Here is an 18,183-nt window from a genome sequence, read left to right as displayed (position 1 = left end):
GGATTAATAAAAATAGTGTTGCATAATTCAGAATTCCCTTATATCATGAGTTTAGATTGAATAATTTTATTATACAGTTAATGATAACATTAATTCAAGGAGGAAATTTTCAAATGGCTGAAAAAGCAAAAATGATTGTTGACAAAGATTTTACAATCGGTGAAATCGACGAAAGATTATACGGATCGTTTATCGAGCATTTGGGACGCGCCGTTTATGGAGGCATCTACGAACCCGGTCATTCGGACGCGGATGAGAACGGTTTCCGGCGTGATGTAATAGAGCTGGTCAATGAGCTGCAGGTTCCGATCGTACGTTATCCGGGCGGAAATTTTGTATCCGGTTACAATTGGGAGGATTCGGTCGGGCCGAAGGAAGAGCGTAAAAGGCGGCTGGAGCTGGCATGGCGGACCATCGAAACAAATGAATTCGGTTTCAACGAATTCGTCGACTGGGCGAAGAAAGCGAATACCGAGGTGATGATGGCCGTTAACTTGGGGACACGCGGCATTGACGCGGCGCGCAACCTGGTCGAATACAGCAACCATGCAAGCGGTACATACTGGAGCGACCTGCGCCGTAAACACGGATACGAGCAGCCGCATAACATAAAAACCTGGTGCCTGGGCAATGAAATGGACGGTCCATGGCAGATAGGCCACAAAAATGCGGTGGAATATGGACGGACAGCGTTGGAAGCGGCCAAGGTCATGAAATGGGTGGATCCTTCGATTGAGCTGGTGGCGTGCGGCAGCTCAAGCCGTCAAATGGCGACGTTCCCGGACTGGGAAGCGACGGTACTGGATCATACCTACGAGCATGTCGAGTATCTGTCGATGCATCAATATTACGGCAATGCGGACGACGACACGCCGACATTTCTGGCCCGTTCGCTCGAAATGGATGATTTCATCCGCACCTTGATCGCGACCTGCGACTATATGAAAGCCAAGAAAAGAAGCAAGAAAAAGCTGAGCCTCTCCTTTGACGAATGGAACGTCTGGTACCATTCCCATGCAGCAGACCGCAAGATGGAGCCGTGGCAAATTGCGCCGCCGCAGCTTGAAGACATCTATAATCATGAGGATGCCCTGCTTGTCGGCTGCATGTTGATCAGCCTGTTGAAGCATGCCGACCGCGTCAAAATGGCTTGTCTTGCCCAGTTGGTCAATGTTATCGCACCGATCATGACCTCCAATGGAGGCGGGTCATGGCGGCAGACGATCTTCTATCCGTTCATGCATGCTTCGGTCTATGGCCGCGGAAAATCGCTTGTTCCGCTTATTCAATCGCCGAAATACGATACGAAACAGATTACGGATGTTCCTTATCTTGAGGCGATCGCCATTCATAACGAAGAACAGGACGAGGTAACCGTGTTTGCGGTGAACCGCCATCTTGATTCATCGCTGCCGCTTGAGGTTGATCTGCGGAGCTTCGGCGCTTGCAGCCTGATCGAACATATCGTGCTTGAGCATGACGACCTGAAGGCAGTCAATACCGAGCAGCAGCCGGATAATGTGAAACCGCATCCGAACGGCAATGCACAGGTCGATGGCTTTAAGGTTCAAGCTTCTCTGGTGAAAGCATCATGGAATGTCATCCGGTTGAAAGTATAGGAGCATTGGAACCTGATCAAGATTGAAGGATAAAGGCATTCATTATTCTAATCATGAAAGCGGGGATAACGGCATGGCTACCAGCATAACGATTAATACGGATATTATTGAGGGCACTATTAACCGAAACATATATGGGCATTTCTCCGAGCATCTGGGACGCTGTATCTATGAAGGCATCTGGGTCGGCGAGGATTCCCCCATCCCGAATACGAACGGCATTCGAAATGATGTCATAGCGGCATTGAAAAAGCTCAAAATTCCTGTTCTAAGATGGCCAGGCGGCTGTTTTGCCGATGAGTATCATTGGAAGGACGGCGTAGGCCCGCAGGAAGATCGGAAACGGATGATCAACACGCATTGGGGCGGAGTAGTAGAGAACAACCATTTCGGTACGCATGAATTTTTGATGTTATGCGAGATGCTCGGCTGCGAGCCTTATATTTCCGGCAATGTCGGAAGCGGGACTGTTCAGGAAATGTCGGAGTGGGTGGAGTATATGACCTTCGACGGCGTCTCGCCGATGGCAGAGTGGCGCCAGAAGAACGGACGCGAGAAGCCGTGGAGCCTTAAATATTTTGGGGTCGGCAATGAAAACTGGGGGTGCGGAGGCAATATGCGGCCGGAGTATTATGCGGACTTGTATCGCCAGTTCCAAACCTATGTACGCAATTATGGCGACAATAAAGTGTATAAGATCGCTTGCGGCCCTAACTCCGACGACTATCGTTGGATGGAGGTATTGATGCGGGAAGCTCACAGCAAGATGGATGCGATCAGCCTGCATTATTACACGGTTCCCGGCAAGTGGCAGAACAAGGGGGCTGCGACCGGCTTCTCCGAAGAAGAATGGTTCGTGACGTTGGAAAAGGCACTTTATATGGATGAATTAATTACGAAGCACTCTGCCATCATGGACCAATACGATCCGCAGAAGCGCGTAGGCCTGATCGTAGACGAGTGGGGAACCTGGTATGATGTGGAGCCGGGTACGAATCCGGGTTTCCTGTATCAGCAAAATACGGTTCGTGATGCCTTGGTAGCCGGCCTTTCCCTGCATATTTTCCATAACCACTGCGACCGCGTGGAAATGGCGAACATAGCCCAGATTGTAAACGTGCTGCAATCGGTTATCCTGACTGAAGGCGAGAAAATGGTTCTTACGCCAACGTATCATGTATTTGATATGTACAAGGTTCATCAGGATGCTTCAATGCTCAGCACAAATTGCGTAAGCGAGGATTACACATCAGGTGGTCGCAATCTTCCGAAGGTATCGGTGTCCGCTTCCAAGGATGCGGAAGGCCGGATGCATATCAGCCTATGCAATTTGGACCATAAATCGGGAGCTGAGGTCCACATTGATCTTCGCGGACTCAATGGACGCAGTGTGCGTATCAGCGGTACGGAGTTGACTTCAGATAGGATGGAGGCTCATAACACCTTCGATCGTCCTGATGCCGTGAAACCTTCCGAATTCAAGGCATTTTCCTTGGAAGGCTCGACGCTTACGGCGAATTTGTCCCCTATGTCCGTCACGGTGCTTGAACTGACCTAAAGGATGGTAGCGAGATGAAAGATAACCGATCCTGCAAGGGCTGTGATGACAGCTACCGCGTGATGGAGGAGCAAATCTCCCGGATGCTGCTTTCGCCTATGTTTCAGTCGCCTGAACGATGCGTTCCGGAGCCGGTTTATGAGAAGCGGCTGGAGGCCTGTATGGACTGTCCTAATCTATTGGAAGGCACGACATGCTCTCTATGCGGGTGTATCGTCCGAATAACAGCCAAGCTTAAAGAACGGAGCTGCCCGAAGCCAGGCGATAACCGCTGGACGTATTGACCGGGAAAATATACTGGGCTGTCTTGAAGTTTCGACTTCGAGGCAGCCTATTTCTTTTAGCCCCTTGACGTTATCTTTAAAGTTAAAATGCAACGTTTTGCCGGCTGCATCCGTATAACGAAGTATTGGAGGTGGACCGTTATGAAAATGAACCCGTTTATGTTATCGATTTCTTCAACAATATTCATTTTGGCCGGAATCGTATTGTATTGGCAAGAGATGGTGACACTTGGTATACCGCTTGTTGTAATCGGCTTATGCATGAGTGTTGTCAGTTCCGTTATCAGGTGGCGGCAGTCAAAGGAATAAAGTTACAGCCCCCAATAGGTTCAAGATTCATAATTTTGTTACATTCAAGCAGTGTTGGATGTTGTTTATGTTGGAGGGATTGTCTATTCTAATATAGACAATGTTAATATGAGCTATAGCCTGAACATATTGGGGGGAAAGGAATTGAGTAAACCACGTAACTTTACACCATTGATCGCCGCGTTTTCCGTCGTTCTTATCGGGGTTATCACCCTTTTGTTTTTTCTTCCGGAATATGATGGCACGCTGCAATTTGATGTGACCATTTTTCCGCTGCTGAATGCGATCTTCAATCTGTTCACTTTCTCTTTCCTGGTAATTGCACTGGTTGCCGTTAAGAAAAAGAACATCCCGATGCATCGCAATTTTATTTTCTTGGCTTTTGTATCGACTGCGTTTTTCCTCGTTTCCTATGTCATTTATCACTACCTTACCGAACCGACGAAGTTTGGCGGAGGCGATGCGTTAAGATATACGTATTATTTTATCCTGATCACCCATGTGATGCTGGCGATTGTAAACGTGCCGCTTGCTTTGCTTTCGGTTACAAAGGCGCTTAACATGCAGATCGAGAAACACCGCAGGATCGCCCGCTGGACGATGCCGATCTGGCTGTATGTCAGCAGTACCGGCGTAATTGTGTACCTGTTGATCTCACCTTACTATTAAATCGATTATCGATGAAAATGGGACAAGCCGCTTCATTAGAAGCTCTTGTCCTTTTTTTGCGTTGGGCGCAGGTTGGATCACACCAGTACATTTTGTTTGAACGATAGTACATGGAAAGCTCTAATTTAACATGCTCTTTACATTGTCTAACGTTACAGATGATATTAGTGAGGTATAGTAACAGCAAAAAGGTGGACAGGAGAGGGAATATGGCGATGTTGATGAATGATATGATTCCGAGCAATGAGGGAAGCAAGCAGCGGAGCGACGCAGCCCCACCGGGGAAGCCTTCACAACATGATGATTCACTCATACATAAATTTCTTAGAAGATCACCATCCGTATTGCCATCCCAGAAGTGCGGGGAGATCATTACTCTGTTTGAACAAAAGCAAGATGGAGAATGTGTTGTCGTATGCGATGAGAAGCTGCGCCCGCTTGGACTGGTTATGCGCGATAAATTTTTTCGGAGCTTGGGAAAAAGATTCGGTGCGGCGTTGTATAATGAACGTTCGATTGCAAAGCTTATGGACAGGCAGCCGCTTCAAATTGATATTCGCATTTCTGTACAGCAATTGATCGGCCAGGCGTTAAGCAGGAATGAACATACGCTTTATGATTGTGTAGTCATTATCGACCAAGGGAGCTATGAAGGGATTCTAACCGTTGCGGATCTGCTGAAGATCTCCAGCATGCTGCAACATCAGGCGGTTGCTTCGCAGGTTGAGACGATTAAGGGAACGGAAGCCATGCTGGGCGAGATTGATGCCGCAATCTCCAAGGTCAGGCAATCGACGGAGCATGGAGAGGCGTTATCGCAGGATATGGTTGATCTGACATTGCGGGGCAAGAATGAATTGGACAAGGTGACGCAGGCATTCAGGCGGATCTCCGATAATGCAACCCAGCAAGAAAGTCAGATTCACGAGCTGCAGGGGAGAGCAGATGCGATCGGCACTGTCTCGGAGCTGATTCGCGAGCTGGCCGATCAATGCAATCTGCTAGCTGTCAACGCGGCCATCGAAGCGGCGCATGCGGGCCAGCACGGACGCGGCTTTGCCGTTGTTGCCGATGAGGTGAGGCAGTTGGCCGCACAAACGAAGCAATCCGCTGAGGAGATTAATAAGCTGATTCGCTCCATTCATGAAGCGGTAGCCAAAACCGCGGCACTTGTCGGCTCAGGCCGCGAGGAGAGCTTATCGAGCGAGGCCTTTGTGAGTGAGGCGTCACTGCTGTTCGAACAGCTGTTCCACGCTGCCGCCGATAATCAGAGCAGCAGCAAGGAAATTGTGTCCATGACGGATCGCGCTTATCAGCACTCCGAGCGGGTGACCAAAGAGATCAATCGCTTATTAACTGAAATGCAGTGAACTGGAAGTAGCGAGTAACCCATGTCCGCGACGAAGCGGGCATTTTTTTGTTTTTTGTAGATGTAGAGAATGACAAGACGGAAGGAAGGTTAGAATAACGTTAGAATTTGCTGTAACAGGGAAGGATTCCAATAATCTTTCCTCCAGCTTGCATAAAGGGTCCATTCCGGCAGATTGCCGGGCAGATGGATGCCGCTAACTCTTCTGGCGGGATCCGAGAGCACACAATCGGGCAGAATGGAGAGCCCCATCTGCGCATGGACAGCTCCGATAACCATTTCGACAGATTCCAGCGTCACCCGGATATCCAGCGGCTGCTCAAGCCCGGTTTCCCACAATCTTGTCCGTTCATTAATTGATGGATCGGAATGAGCAATAAAGGGGTATGCATACAGGTCGTTTGGACTGATCTCATCGTTATCCGCAAAGGTATGGCCGGTGGGCACAACAAGCTTCAGGGGAGAGGAAAGGACAGGTTCATACAGCAGGGTAACCGAAGATGCATGTACTGGAGGTTTCCCGCACAGCACAAGATCGAGCACACCGGACTGTAAGCTGTTGTAAAGCTCGTCTTCACTGCCGGTCCGCATCGTTAAGCCGATATCCTTAATCGCTCCGATTTTTGTCATCCAGTCAGAACGCGCTAAGGTGGCAGCGGCACAATCAGTAAATCCGATAACAAACCGATTCCTCCCGCTTCCGCGCATTTCGGCTATTCTCGATTCCGCCTCTTCATGCAGCGCTACAATCTGAGAGGCATAAGGCAGCAGCATTTTACCTGCGCCTGTCAACATAATTCGCCCGGTTCGCGCTTCAAACAGCTTCACTCCCCAATCGGCTTCCATCTTCTTCATATGAAAGCTGACGGAGGGCTGCTTCAGGTTCAAGGCATTTGCGACGGCTGTCACTTGTTTCAATCGATCGATTAGGACAAGTAATCGCATTTTTAATACGCTCATTACAGACATCTCTCCTGATTTGCTGAATTATATTATTTATCTATAATATCACCTTTTGTATAGAATTTATCTATTATTTTTTATTATGGAGTTTACATACGGAAAACATCAGTTTAACGACAAGGTTCTACAATGTTCATGTAAACAAAAAACAAGTGGATTAGGAAGGGGAAACAAAAGAATGAAAAAGGCAGTATTGTTGGTGATGGCATTGGTACTTACATTTACACTTGCAGCATGTGGTCAAAGCAACAATGGAGGCACGAATGGTGCAGCTGCAAATAACGGTGGACAGGCAGCAGGTGGTGCAAGCGAGCTGACCGGATCCATTCTTGCGTCAGGTTCTTCCGCACTTCAACCGCTTGTTGACCAAGCATCCAAAAAATTCATGGATCAAAATCCTGGCGTTACAATTCAAGTACAAGGCGGCGGCAGCGGTACAGGCTTAGCGCAAATCACAGCAGGCCAAGTCGACATCGGCAACTCCGACGTATTCGCGGAAGAGAAGCTGGATGCGGCACAAGCTGAAGGTCTTGTTGATCATCAAGTCGCAGTCGTTGCCATGTCAACGGTTGTAAATCCGGATGTAGCAGTAGATAGCTTAACAAAACAACAGCTCGTTGACATTTTCTCCGGTAAAGTTAAAAACTGGAGTGAAATAGGCGGCAACGATCAAGCCATTCAAATCATCAACCGTCCGGCAAGCTCGGGTACACGTGCAACTTTTGAGAAATATGCACTCGGCATGAAAGCGGAAGATCTTCAAGGCTCCATTCAAGAGGATTCCTCCGGTACAGTTAGAAAGCTCGTTGGCGAAACGCCGGGAGCAATCGGTTACCTTGCACTTTCTTACCTGAATGATTCGGTTAAAGCTGTTCAATACGAAGGTGTTGCAGCTACAGAAGAAAATGTGGCAAACGGTACGTATCCGGTATGGGCTTACGAGCACATGTACACAAAAGGCGAGCCAAACGAAGTAACTAAAGCTTTCCTGGATTTCATGATGAGCCCTGAAGTTCAAGACAGTGTGGTTGTTGAAATGGGTTATATCCCGGCCGGCAAAATGCAAGTAAAACGTGATGTTGAAGGTAACATTACAAAATAATATACGGTTCTTATCATGGGCCAAAAAGAGGCAGGATTCATCTGCCTCTTCTGGCTGTTAAAAAAGGGAGAGGTCTATGGCTCAGTCGAAGCAGCATGAATCAAAGCCACATTTAGTGGAAGAATGGGTAGGGAAAGTATATACGGCGCTTTGTATCCTTTTCTTAGTCGTGACCATTTTTTCAATGGTCTATTTTGTCGCGTCAAAAGGTTTAACCACCTTTTTTAAAGACAAAGTAAACGTCATTGATTTATTAACGGGCATAAAATGGAATCCCGGCGGCGATCCGCCGCTTTTCGGCGCGCTTCCATTTATTTTCGGTTCCTTCAGCACATCCATTCTAGCTGCCGTCATTGCAGCGCCGCTTGCATTCTGTGCAGCAGTCTTCATGATTGAGATTGCGCCGAAGTTCGGGCGTAAATATTTGCAGCCGGTCATTGAATTGCTAGCCGGCATTCCATCGGTAGTCTACGGCTTCGTAGGTTTGAGTGTCATTGTTCCGTTATTTCGGGATATATTCCCTGGCCAAGGCATCGGTATTGCTGCAGGGGCACTTGTTCTATCTGTAATGATTCTTCCTACAATTACGACAATCGCAACGGATGCGCTCGCCTCGCTGCCGTCAGGCCTTAAAGAAGGGTCTTATGCGCTTGGCTCCACCCGTTGGCAAACCATATATCGCATCGTTCTTCCAACGATGCTTCCTGCATTGATGACTGGTGTCGTGCTCGGCATTGCCCGGGCGTTCGGCGAAGCGCTCGCGGTCCAGATGGTAATCGGTAACGCTCCTCATATTCCCGGTTCTCTCTTTGAGTCAACGTCTACGCTTACCAGCGCCATAACGCTTAGTATGGGTAACACGGTTATGGGATCAACGCATAACAATGCGCTTTGGTCGCTTGCACTTATATTAATGACGATGACGTTTGTGTTCGTATTTATCGTGCGCTGGCTGGAGAGGAGATCGAAGATATGATGAAAGCGAAAACGGTAGACAAAATTGCAACAGCTGTCATCATTTCGGTTGCGGCATTCATTGTTATTCTGCTGGCCGGCTTACTCGGTTATATTCTTGTGCGGGGCCTCGGACATGTTAGCGTGGATTTCCTTACTTCTCCACCGGAAACGATCAGCGAGGGCGGCGGGATCGGTCCGCAGCTGTTTAACTCGTTGTTCCTGCTGTTCCTGACGATGATTATTACCGTGCCGCTAGGCTTGGGTGCGGGTATTTATATGAGTGAATATGCGAAGCCGGGCCGCGTGACGGATTTTATCCGCTTGCTGGTGGAGGTATTGTCTTCCTTCCCGTCTATCGTCGTGGGCCTGTTCGGTCTATTGGTTCTTGTAAATATGTTCGGTCTTGGATTCTCTCTATTTGCCGGTGCATTGGCTTTAACGGTATTCAACCTGCCTCTGATGGTGAGGATTACGGAGCAGGGATTGAAAAGCGTGCCAAGAGAACAAAAAGAAGCGGGCCTGGCGCTTGGCCTGTCCAAATGGAAGACGATCACATCGATTATGATGCCAATCGCGATTCCGGTCATTCTTACCGGTACGATCCTTGCTTCGGGACGTGTATTCGGCGAAGCGGCTGCGCTGCTGTTCACAGCGGGAATGAGCTCGCCAAGATTGGACTTTTCCGATTGGAATCCGCTCAGCCCGTTCTCGCCGCTTAATCCTTTCCGTCCTGCGGAAACGTTGGCGGTTCATATCTGGAAAATCAACTCGGAGGGTCTGGCTCCTGATGCAGCTGAGATCGCTGCCGGCGCATCAGCGGTTCTGATCATTACGGTATTACTATTCAATCTTGTGGCTAGATGGCTCGGACGCTTAATCCACCGCAAGTTTACCGCAAGCAAATAGGAAGGGGTTCATCGCATGCACGAAATCGGATTATCTGCCAAAAACTTATACGTGTCTTACAATGATAAACCGGCTGTTAAAAATGTATCGCTAGATTTCGCATCCAAGCAGGTGACGGCTTTGATCGGACCTTCCGGCTGCGGGAAATCTACTTTTTTACGAAGCTTGAACCGAATGAATGATACGATTCCAGGGGCAAAAGTAACAGGAGAAATATGGATCGGTGACGAAAATATAAATAGCCCGAAGACCGATGTTGTATCCTTACGCCAAAAAATCGGCATGGTATGGCAGCGGCCTAATCCGTTCCACAAATCGATCTATGAGAATATCGCCTTCGGGCCTCGTTATCATGGCATCAAAAACAAGAAAAAGCTTGATGAAATTGTGGAAGAATCATTGAAAAAAGCGGCGCTGTGGAATGAAACGAAGGATCGGCTGCATACCTCGGCACTCGCATTATCAGGCGGCCAGCAGCAGCGTCTATGCATCGCCCGTTCGATCGCGGTTAAACCAAGCATCATTCTTATGGATGAGCCGGCTTCTGCACTTGATCCGGTCTCCACAGCTAAGATTGAGGAGTTGATTACAGAACTCAAACAGGAGTACTGTATTATTATCGTGACGCATAACATGCAGCAAGCTGCGCGGATTTCGGAAAAAACGGCATTCTTCCTGATGGGCGATCTGGTGGAATACGACAGCACTGACAAGATGTTTACCGATCCTCAGAAAAAGCAAACCAGCGATTATATTTCCGGACGCTTCGGTTAAGGGAAGGAGCAAGACTGATGCAGGCGCTTATCGAGATTGACAAATTAAACTTATATTATGGTGCTTTTCAAGCGTTAAAGAACGTATCTTTAACTATCCCCGAGAAAGCAATTACCGCTTTTATCGGGCCGTCCGGCTGCGGGAAATCTACGCTTTTGCGTACATTAAACCGAATGAACGACATGATTCCCGGCACGCGGATTGAAGGCTCCATTAAAATTTCGGGTAAAGATATTTATTCATCCGAGGTGGAGGTAGAGTCGCTCCGCAAAAATGTCGGGATGGTGTTCCAACAGCCGAATCCGTTTCCCAAATCGATCTATGACAATGTGGCTTACGGCCCAAGACTGCATGGCATGACCAATAAAAAAAAGCTGGATGAAATCGTAGAGTCGAGCTTACGTTCCGCGGCATTATGGGATGAAGTAAAAGACTACCTGAAGCGTTCCGCGCTCAGTATGTCCGGCGGCCAGCAGCAGCGACTATGCATTGCCCGCGCGCTTGCGGTTAATCCGGACGTGCTGCTGATGGACGAGTCGACATCGGCGCTGGACCCGATCTCTACACTGAAGATCGAAGAGCTGGTCCAGGAACTGAAAAGCCAATACACCATTGTCATGGTTACGCACAACATGCACCAAGCCGCACGGGTATCGAATCAGACAGTATTTTTCTTAAACGGAGAAGTAGTCGAATCTACGGACACGGAGACACTCTTCTCGAATCCAAGCGATCGTCGTACGGAAGATTACATTAGCGGACGCTTCGGATAATTGATCGCCAGATTTGCGAATGCCAATTGTATAGCTGCTATGAATCGCTAATATATAGGAGGAACTATTAAGATGACGATACGTAAAGAATTCGATCAAGGACTCCAAGGTATGCATGATTTGCTTGTGGACATGGGCGGCCGTGTGGAAAAGGCACTCAGTGAATCGATGAACGCGCTGCAAAATGGCGATGTAGACAAAGCAAAGATCATTATTAAAGAAGATGCCGAGCTCAATGCAATCGAAGAGAAAATTACCGAAATCGGCTCCAAGCTGATCGCTACGCAGCAGCCGGTGGCGAAGGACCTGCGTCGCATCCTCTCGGCATTCAGAATCGCAAGCGATCTGGAGCGGATGGGTGACCTTTCCGTTGATATCGCTAAAGCCGTGGTTCGCCTGGATGGCCAAAAGCTGATCAAGCCGCTTATCGACCTGCCGCGTATGGCTGAAATTACACAGACGATGATTTATGAATCGATCCAATCGTTTATCCAAGAAAATGTGGATCTGGCCTACAAGGTAGGCAAGGATGATGACCAAGTCGATGCGCTGTACAGTCAAATTCTATCCGAGCTATTCAATCTGATGGCGGAGAAGCCGACGACGATTTCCCAAGCGTCGTTTCTCTGTTTCGTCGGACGGTACATTGAGCGGATTGCCGATCATGCGACCAATATCGGTGAGAACGTTGTGTATCTGGTTACGGGTAAGCGTCCTGACTTAAATCAATAGGTGGTGAAAGGTGTCCGCGGAAGCGGGCACCTTTTTTTTGGCATGGAGACAAATTGATGCTGGTGACATCGTTTGGTCATGAAGGCAAAAGGAATCGAGCAGGACTGATTTGACAAAATGTCAGAATATTTTGTATACTAAAAGCAACCGAAAGCGTTTGCAAAATGAAGTCAAACGGCGGGAGGAATCAAGATGATCTTTGAATCGGAGTACAGAAGACAAGCGATGGATCTTTGGGAGCAATCCAGGGAACAGACCAAGCAGGAGCTTCTTGAGGACATTCAGCATCATCACACGAGGATTCTTCGCATCAAGCAGCGGTTGAGGGATATGTTTGCAGGTCATGCAGGGACAAAACGAACAACTTAATCAGTTGAGGCCATCGATGAAGATGGCCTTTTATTTTGCGCTGGAGCGATTTACCCCGTTGGGCTTGTTTATGCTATGATAGTCGGTAGACATGTTAAAGGGTGAGGTGTCGTAATGGACAAATGGATATTAATTGACGGCAACAGTATCGCCAATCGGGCTTTTTATGCCATGCCGCCGCTGACGAATTCGGCCGGATTACATACGAATGCAGTTTATGGATTTACGACCATGCTTCTGAAGCTGTTGGAAGAAGAAAAGCCGACACATATGCTGGTCGCTTTCGACGCGGGAAAGGTCACCTTCCGACATGAAGGCTACGGTGATTACAAAGGCGGAAGGCAGAAGACGCCGCCAGAGCTGTCGGAGCAATTTCCGCTGATCAAGGAGCTGCTGCAGGCATTCGGCATTGCACAGTTTGAACTGTCGGGTTTTGAAGCGGATGATATTATAGGCACCTTGACACGGATGGCGGACGAAGCCGGCGTGGAAGCGCTCGTGGTGAGCGGGGATAAGGATATGCTGCAGCTGGCATCGGATAAAGTGACGATTGCATTGACGCGTAAAGGTGTCAGTGAGGTGGAACTTTATACGCCTGAGGCAATAGGAGAAAAATACGGGCTGTCGCCTGCGCAAATCATCGATCTGAAGGGCCTGATGGGCGATTCATCAGATAATATTCCGGGCATTCCAGGTGTAGGTGAGAAAACCGCGCTGAAGATGCTGCATGAATTCGGAAGCGTTGAAGATGTGCTGGCCAACATCGACAGCTTAAAAGGAAAGATGAAGGAGAAGGTTGAGCAGCACCAGGAAGATGCTATCATGAGTAAGAAGCTGGCAACCATATATAGAGAAGTTCCGCTTGAGCAGGGCATCGAAGAGATCGTGTATGAAGGATACGATAAAGGGCAGCTGTCCGAAGCGTTTCGCAAGCTGGAGTTCAAGTCGCTTATGGAACGGCTTGATCTTCCGTCCGGAGGCCCGGCCCAAGAGGGAGCAAGTGAGGCCGCAGAGCTGCAAGTGGTTTCGGTGGACAAAGACAAGCTCGGTGATCTGGAAGCTAAGCTGGATCAAGTGAAGAGTATTTACGTCGAAGCCGTTGGTGAAAATCCGCATCACGCTGAATTGTTAGGCATTGCCTTCGCATCCGAAGAGACGATATACGTCGTGCCTGCAGAGCTTATATCAAGCAGTGAGGCGGTTCGCATTCTGGAATGGCTGCAGGACGATACGAAGGAAAAATACGGGTACGATATGCACAAGGCAGCGCTGGCACTTTCCTGGAGAGGGATCGAGCTTAGCGGGACGGCCTTTGATGTCCATTTGGCGGCCTATTTGCTGGATCCTACGGACACCAGTCAAACGCTAAGCGGCTTAACCCATCGTTACGGAATCGGCGCTGTACAGGCCGATGAAGAGGTCTATGGCAAAGGCGCAAAGTTTAAGGTGCCGGACAGCGAGATTCTGCATCGCCATTTGGCCCGCAAAGCGGATGCCATCCGCAAGTTGGTTCCGCTGCAGCAGGAGGAGCTTGAGAAGAGCGGCATGCATAAGCTTTTCTATGAATTGGAGCTTCCGTTATCAACAATCCTCGCAGGCATGGAGAAGCAGGGGATTACCGTGCAATCCGATACATTGAAGCAGCTAGGCCAAGAAATTGAGAGCAAAATTACAGCCTCCATGAATGAGGTTTATAAACACGCGGGGATGGAATTCAATATTAGTTCTCCGAAGCAGCTGGGAGAGGTCTTGTTCGATAAGCTGGGCTTGCCGGTTATCAAAAAGACAAAAACCGGTTACTCCACCGATGCCGACGTGCTGGATAAGCTGGAGCCGTATCATGAGATCATCCCTTCGATCCTTCATTACCGCCAGCTGACCAAGCTGCAATCGACTTATGTCGAAGGACTGCTTAAGGAGATTCGTAAGGAAACCGGGAAAGTGCATACGTATTACCGGCAGACCATTGCCGCTACAGGCCGGTTGAGCAGCCAGTTTCCGAACCTCCAGAATATTCCGATCCGCCTTGAGGAAGGAAGAAAGATCCGGAAAGCATTTGTTCCTTCGAATGAGGGCTGGTATATTCTTGCGGCGGACTACTCGCAGATCGAGCTGAGGGTGCTGGCGCATATCTCAGGCGATGAAGGCTTGAAGGATGCGTTCATCCACGATCTGGATATCCATACAAAAACGGCAATGGATGTATTTGGCGTTGCTGCCGATCAAGTGGATTCAAACATGCGTCGCCAAGCCAAGGCGGTCAACTTCGGCATTGTATATGGAATCAGCGATTTTGGTTTGTCGCAAAATTTGAATATTACGCGTAAGGAAGCGGGACAGTTTATTGAGCAGTACTTTGCCGCATTCCAGGGCGTGCGCAAATATATGGATGACATTGTCCTGCAGGCACGCGAAGACGGGTATGTGACTACTTTATTGGAACGCAGGCGTTATCTGCCGGAAATCAAAGCATCCAATTTCAATCTGCGCTCCTTCGCGGAACGGACGGCAATGAATACGCCGATCCAAGGCACTGCTGCGGATATTATCAAGCTGGCAATGGTCAAAATGGACGAGCAGCTGCGCGAACGCGGTTTGCAAAGCCGGATGCTGCTTCAGGTGCATGACGAATTGGTATTCGAGGTGCCTGAGGAGGAGCTGGAGACGATGAAAAAGCTTGTTCCGGACGTTATGGAAAGCGCGATCGAGCTGGACGTTCCATTAAAAGCCGATGTCAATTACGGCGTCAATTGGTATGAGACGAAGTAGCCTCTAATCAGGTATAATGGATGATGAGGTGATTAAATATGCCGGAATTGCCGGAAGTAGAAACTGTACGCCGAACATTGAACGAGCTTGTCGCCGGCAAGAGGATTCAGAGCGTAACTGTTCATTTGCCGCGGATTATTCAACGCCCCGAAGAACCGGAGTTGTTTGCCGCAGCGCTGGAAGGAAGAACGATCCAAACTGTTGAAAGACGCGGCAAATTTCTTCGCGTCCTGATGGACGGGCTGGTGATGGTGTCTCATCTGCGAATGGAAGGCCGTTATGGCGTATATAAACAGGAAGAGCCTGTTGAGAAGCACACGCATGTCATTTTTCATTTTGATGACGGGACGGAGCTTCGGTATAAGGATGTTAGGCAATTTGGAACGATGCATTTGTTTGAACCGGGGGACGAGCTGCTGAAGCCTCCGCTTAACAAACTGGGCATTGAACCGTTATCCGATGAATTCACAGCGGCCGTTCTGCGCAAATTATTGGCAAAGAAGACAACGCGCTTAAAGCCGCTTTTGCTAAATCAGGAGTATGTGGTGGGACTTGGAAATATCTATGTGGATGAAGCGCTGTTTCTGGCCGGTATTCACCCGGAACGAACCGCAGATTCCCTGAAGACCAAGGAATGGGAACTGCTGTATGAGGCGATTCGCATCACGCTTGGCAAAGCAGTTGAAGCGGGTGGATCTTCCATCAAATCATACGTGAACGGCCAAGGTGAAATGGGCATGTTCCAGCATCAATTTTCCGTTTACGGACGCCAGAACCAACCGTGCAACCGCTGCGGCGGCAGCATTGAGAAAAGCGTCGTAGGCGGCAGGGGCACGCACGTATGCATGGCATGCCAACCACTGCCGCGGGTACGCAGAAACAAAGCCATAGCAAGGTAAGGAAAGATTCGAAGTATGGAGGGCAATGCACGGAGCCGAACTCCCCGCATATGATGTTTACAGACATGGGCGCCTATCGAGAAGGTGCTGCTTAGGGGAGGTACTTCGGTGCTTATGCATCTCGTTTCTTTATTCCTGTTGGCTTTTGCTGTCAGCTTGGATGGCTTTGGAGTCGGAGTAACTTATGGTTTGCGGCACATTCGCATTCCTGTCGCTTCGGTTATGATTATTGCATGCTGCTCGGGAATTGTGATTTTCGTATCGATGCTGTTCGGTCAATTGCTTGCGGGTTATCTATCGCCTGCTGTTGCCCGGATCGCGGGAGCAGCGATCCTGATCGGTATCGGCGGCTTTGCGATCGCCCAGTTTTTGCGAGGGCATGTGTCGGATAAGAGTCGTGAAGCATCGGCCGGGAAAAGGGCAAGCGGTTCTGACAGCAGCGAACCGGTTGAGCTGCCGGTTAACAGCGCAACGCTGCTTAGCTTGGAGTTAAAGAGGCTCGGATTGGTTATTCAGATCTTAAGGACGCCGCAAGCGGCAGACGTTGACCGATCGGGTACGATCTCTGCTTCGGAGGCAATATTGCTGGGCTGCGCACTGTCACTGGACGCGTTCGGTGCTGGCCTGGGCGCCGCACTGCTCGGTTTTTCGCCGCTGCTGACTGCGCTGCTGATTGCCGTTTCCAGCGGGACCTTTCTTCTTCTTGGGATGCGGGTGGGATTTCAATTCTCCTCTTCGCACAGGGCGAGGACTCTGTCTCTGCTGCCTGGACTGATCCTGATCGCGATGGGGATTATCAAGCTGTTATAACGACGAATTAGCTTTATTGCTTAACGCGAAACGATGCTTGCCCGTTCATAACGGGGCAAGCCGTTTACGCTTAATGGTATGAATGAGGTGACATAATGAAGATCGGATTGACCGGCGGAATCGCATGCGGAAAGAGTACGGTTGCTTCGATGCTTGTCGCAAGGGGCGCCGTGCTTGTCGATGCCGATCAGGTTGCCAGGGAGGTTGTGCTTCCCGGCGGACCGGCATTGGATAGCATCGTGAGCCGGTTTGGACAAGCGGTATTAAACGAGGACGGAACGCTGAATAGAGCTGAGCTGGGCTCGATTGTCTTTGCGGACAAGGAGAAGCTGAAGGAATTGGAGTCAATTCTTCATCCGGCGATCCGCGAACGAATGCAGGGCAGATTGAACCAATACGAAGCGGAGGACCCTGCGCGTTTGCATATTGCGGATATTCCGCTGCTCTATGAGACGGGACAAGCCAGCCTTTATTCCGGAATCTTAGTCGTCTACGTTCCAAGAGAAGTTCAGGTGGAGCGGTTGATGAAACGGGATCCGGAGATGACGCTTGAGCAGGCGGAATCCAGGGTTAGGCTGCAGATGGATATCGAAGAGAAGAGGCAGAGGGCGGATTGGGTCATCGATAACAGCGGTTCGTTGGAAAATACCGAGCGGCAAGTTGATGCCTTTGTACACCAATTCCCACAACACATATGAAGAAACTGCGTAGAAAAAGGGTTTTGCTCGTCCTTTTCATTGGTTTGCTGGTATTGCTATTTATTAGATCCGAATGGATGGGGCAGTGGTTGTACCCCATTCATTACCGGGATGACATCCGGGCCAGCGCCTCAAATTATGATGTCGACCCCTATCTGGTGGCGGCAATCATCAAAGCCGAGACGAATTATCAGACCGGCAGGGAATCCAGAAAAGGCGCGCTGGGCATCATGCAGATCATGCCGGATACGGCGCATTGGATTACCGAGCGCGCAGGCTTCACCGACGTTACGCTGGATGATGTTCACCAGAGGGCAGATGTAGGCATTGAGATGGGCACTTGGTATCTCGCTTCGTTGAAGCATCAATTCAATCATAATACGATTACAGCGATCGCCGCCTACAACGCGGGACCTGGGAACGTGACGCGCTGGTTGAACGAAAAGATATGGGATGGCGAGTTTGACACGGTGTCACAGATTCCATTTGGTGAGACAAGGCACTATGTACAGAAGGTCGTTTACTATTATAATAAGTACAAGGAATTATACGCTGAATTTTAAATGATGATGTAGAAGAAAGCCTTGGCTTTCCACTTGTTCCAAGCGGTCAGCCAAAGCTTT

At 49.2% G+C, this 18,183-nt stretch carries 19 protein-coding genes; 18 read left to right on the top strand and 1 reads right to left on the bottom strand.

The window, feature by feature from the left end; genetic code table 11:
- Window positions 1-113 precede the first annotated feature (113 nt).
- The 6 genes from arfA to IEW11_RS06980 all read left to right on the top strand — a co-directional run bounded on the left by arfA (window position 114) and on the right by IEW11_RS06980 (window position 5,809).
- A complete protein-coding gene (gene arfA / locus IEW11_RS07005; RefSeq protein WP_188530351.1) occupies window positions 114-1,619 on the top strand; it encodes an arabinosylfuranosidase ArfA in 1,506 nt (501 codons plus the stop codon).
- Between the two features lie 73 nt (window positions 1,620-1,692).
- Entirely contained in the window at window positions 1,693-3,177 is a 1,485-nt protein-coding gene (locus IEW11_RS07000; RefSeq protein ID WP_188530350.1) for an alpha-N-arabinofuranosidase, read from the top strand.
- A gap of 14 nt (window positions 3,178-3,191) precedes the next feature.
- Window positions 3,192-3,461 (top strand): DUF6171 family protein, encoded by a 270-nt coding sequence (locus tag IEW11_RS06995; RefSeq protein WP_188530349.1) that lies wholly within the window; start codon window positions 3,192-3,194, stop codon window positions 3,459-3,461.
- A 141-nt stretch (window positions 3,462-3,602) separates the two neighbouring features.
- Window positions 3,603-3,770, top strand: a complete 168-nt coding sequence (locus tag IEW11_RS06990; RefSeq protein ID WP_188530348.1) for a hypothetical protein — start codon at window positions 3,603-3,605, stop codon at window positions 3,768-3,770.
- 144 nt (window positions 3,771-3,914) lie between these two features.
- Complete coding sequence (locus IEW11_RS06985; RefSeq protein ID WP_229724997.1) at window positions 3,915-4,439, top strand: DUF420 domain-containing protein; 525 nt, start codon at window positions 3,915-3,917, stop codon at window positions 4,437-4,439.
- A gap of 209 nt (window positions 4,440-4,648) precedes the next feature.
- Window positions 4,649-5,809 (top strand): methyl-accepting chemotaxis protein, encoded by a 1,161-nt coding sequence (locus IEW11_RS06980; RefSeq protein WP_188530346.1) that lies wholly within the window; start codon window positions 4,649-4,651, stop codon window positions 5,807-5,809.
- 89 nt (window positions 5,810-5,898) lie between these two features.
- Here the strand turns inward: IEW11_RS06980 and IEW11_RS06975 are convergent, their stop codons facing one another.
- On the bottom strand, window positions 5,899-6,768 hold the full coding sequence (locus IEW11_RS06975; protein WP_188530345.1) for a LysR family transcriptional regulator: 870 nt from the start codon (window positions 6,766-6,768) through the stop codon (window positions 5,899-5,901).
- Between the two features lie 181 nt (window positions 6,769-6,949).
- Between IEW11_RS06975 and IEW11_RS06970 the strand changes: the two genes are divergently transcribed.
- The 12 genes from IEW11_RS06970 (at window position 6,950) to IEW11_RS06915 (ending at window position 18,123) form a co-directional block, all read left to right on the top strand.
- A complete protein-coding gene (locus tag IEW11_RS06970) occupies window positions 6,950-7,873 on the top strand; it encodes a phosphate ABC transporter substrate-binding protein (protein ID WP_188530344.1) in 924 nt (307 codons plus the stop codon).
- A 76-nt stretch (window positions 7,874-7,949) separates the two neighbouring features.
- Entirely contained in the window at window positions 7,950-8,849 is a 900-nt protein-coding gene (gene pstC, locus IEW11_RS06965) for a phosphate ABC transporter permease subunit PstC (protein WP_188530343.1), read from the top strand.
- Entirely contained in the window at window positions 8,849-9,736 is an 888-nt protein-coding gene (gene pstA, locus IEW11_RS06960; RefSeq protein WP_188530623.1) for a phosphate ABC transporter permease PstA, read from the top strand. Before pstC ends, pstA begins: the two co-directional genes overlap by 1 nt.
- Before the next feature lie 15 nt (window positions 9,737-9,751).
- A complete protein-coding gene (gene pstB / locus IEW11_RS06955) occupies window positions 9,752-10,510 on the top strand; it encodes a phosphate ABC transporter ATP-binding protein PstB (protein ID WP_188530341.1) in 759 nt (252 codons plus the stop codon).
- 17 nt (window positions 10,511-10,527) lie between these two features.
- A complete protein-coding gene (gene pstB / locus IEW11_RS06950; protein WP_188530339.1) occupies window positions 10,528-11,283 on the top strand; it encodes a phosphate ABC transporter ATP-binding protein PstB in 756 nt (251 codons plus the stop codon).
- A gap of 72 nt (window positions 11,284-11,355) precedes the next feature.
- On the top strand, window positions 11,356-12,015 hold the full coding sequence (gene phoU, locus IEW11_RS06945) for a phosphate signaling complex protein PhoU (RefSeq protein WP_188530337.1): 660 nt from the start codon (window positions 11,356-11,358) through the stop codon (window positions 12,013-12,015).
- Window positions 12,016-12,207: 192 nt separating this feature from the next.
- A complete protein-coding gene (locus tag IEW11_RS06940) occupies window positions 12,208-12,384 on the top strand; it encodes a hypothetical protein (RefSeq protein ID WP_188530336.1) in 177 nt (58 codons plus the stop codon).
- A 114-nt stretch (window positions 12,385-12,498) separates the two neighbouring features.
- Window positions 12,499-15,153, top strand: a complete 2,655-nt coding sequence (polA, locus tag IEW11_RS06935; protein WP_188530334.1) for a DNA polymerase I — start codon at window positions 12,499-12,501, stop codon at window positions 15,151-15,153.
- A 38-nt stretch (window positions 15,154-15,191) separates the two neighbouring features.
- Window positions 15,192-16,052, top strand: coding sequence for a DNA-formamidopyrimidine glycosylase (gene mutM / locus IEW11_RS06930; protein ID WP_188530332.1), 861 nt, complete (start codon window positions 15,192-15,194; stop codon window positions 16,050-16,052).
- 108 nt (window positions 16,053-16,160) lie between these two features.
- Window positions 16,161-16,862, top strand: coding sequence for a sporulation membrane protein YtaF (ytaF, locus tag IEW11_RS06925; RefSeq protein WP_373289310.1), 702 nt, complete (start codon window positions 16,161-16,163; stop codon window positions 16,860-16,862).
- Window positions 16,863-16,957: 95 nt separating this feature from the next.
- Window positions 16,958-17,560 (top strand): dephospho-CoA kinase, encoded by a 603-nt coding sequence (coaE, locus tag IEW11_RS06920; protein WP_188530330.1) that lies wholly within the window; start codon window positions 16,958-16,960, stop codon window positions 17,558-17,560.
- Between the two features lie 89 nt (window positions 17,561-17,649).
- Complete coding sequence (locus IEW11_RS06915) at window positions 17,650-18,123, top strand: lytic transglycosylase domain-containing protein (RefSeq protein ID WP_308422711.1); 474 nt, start codon at window positions 17,650-17,652, stop codon at window positions 18,121-18,123.
- Window positions 18,124-18,183: the final 60 nt, after the last annotated feature.

The sequence above is a fragment of the Paenibacillus abyssi genome (assembly GCF_014640295.1).
GTDB lineage: Bacteria > Bacillota > Bacilli > Paenibacillales > Paenibacillaceae > Paenibacillus_D > Paenibacillus_D abyssi.
This window is presented reverse-complemented; position numbering and strand designations above follow the sequence as displayed.

Bases quoted from the DNA above. Each gene is read 5' to 3' on its own strand.
- arfA (WP_188530351.1), top strand. From the start codon at position 114: ATGGCTGAAAAAGCAAAAATGATTGTTGACAAAGATTTTACAATCGGT.
- IEW11_RS07000 (WP_188530350.1), top strand. From the start codon at position 1,693: ATGGCTACCAGCATAACGATTAATACGGATATTATTGAGGGCACTATT.
- IEW11_RS06995 (WP_188530349.1), top strand. From the start codon at position 3,192: ATGAAAGATAACCGATCCTGCAAGGGCTGTGATGACAGCTACCGCGTG.
- IEW11_RS06990 (WP_188530348.1), top strand. From the start codon at position 3,603: ATGAAAATGAACCCGTTTATGTTATCGATTTCTTCAACAATATTCATT.
- IEW11_RS06980 (WP_188530346.1), top strand. From the start codon at position 4,649: ATGGCGATGTTGATGAATGATATGATTCCGAGCAATGAGGGAAGCAAG.
- IEW11_RS06975 (WP_188530345.1), bottom strand. From the start codon at position 6,768: ATGAGCGTATTAAAAATGCGATTACTTGTCCTAATCGATCGATTGAAA.
- IEW11_RS06970 (WP_188530344.1), top strand. From the start codon at position 6,950: ATGAAAAAGGCAGTATTGTTGGTGATGGCATTGGTACTTACATTTACA.
- pstC (WP_188530343.1), top strand. From the start codon at position 7,950: ATGGCTCAGTCGAAGCAGCATGAATCAAAGCCACATTTAGTGGAAGAA.
- pstA (WP_188530623.1), top strand. From the start codon at position 8,849: ATGAAAGCGAAAACGGTAGACAAAATTGCAACAGCTGTCATCATTTCG.
- pstB (WP_188530341.1), top strand. From the start codon at position 9,752: ATGCACGAAATCGGATTATCTGCCAAAAACTTATACGTGTCTTACAAT.
- pstB (WP_188530339.1), top strand. From the start codon at position 10,528: ATGCAGGCGCTTATCGAGATTGACAAATTAAACTTATATTATGGTGCT.
- phoU (WP_188530337.1), top strand. From the start codon at position 11,356: ATGACGATACGTAAAGAATTCGATCAAGGACTCCAAGGTATGCATGAT.
- IEW11_RS06940 (WP_188530336.1), top strand. From the start codon at position 12,208: ATGATCTTTGAATCGGAGTACAGAAGACAAGCGATGGATCTTTGGGAG.
- polA (WP_188530334.1), top strand. From the start codon at position 12,499: ATGGACAAATGGATATTAATTGACGGCAACAGTATCGCCAATCGGGCT.
- mutM (WP_188530332.1), top strand. From the start codon at position 15,192: ATGCCGGAATTGCCGGAAGTAGAAACTGTACGCCGAACATTGAACGAG.
- coaE (WP_188530330.1), top strand. From the start codon at position 16,958: ATGAAGATCGGATTGACCGGCGGAATCGCATGCGGAAAGAGTACGGTT.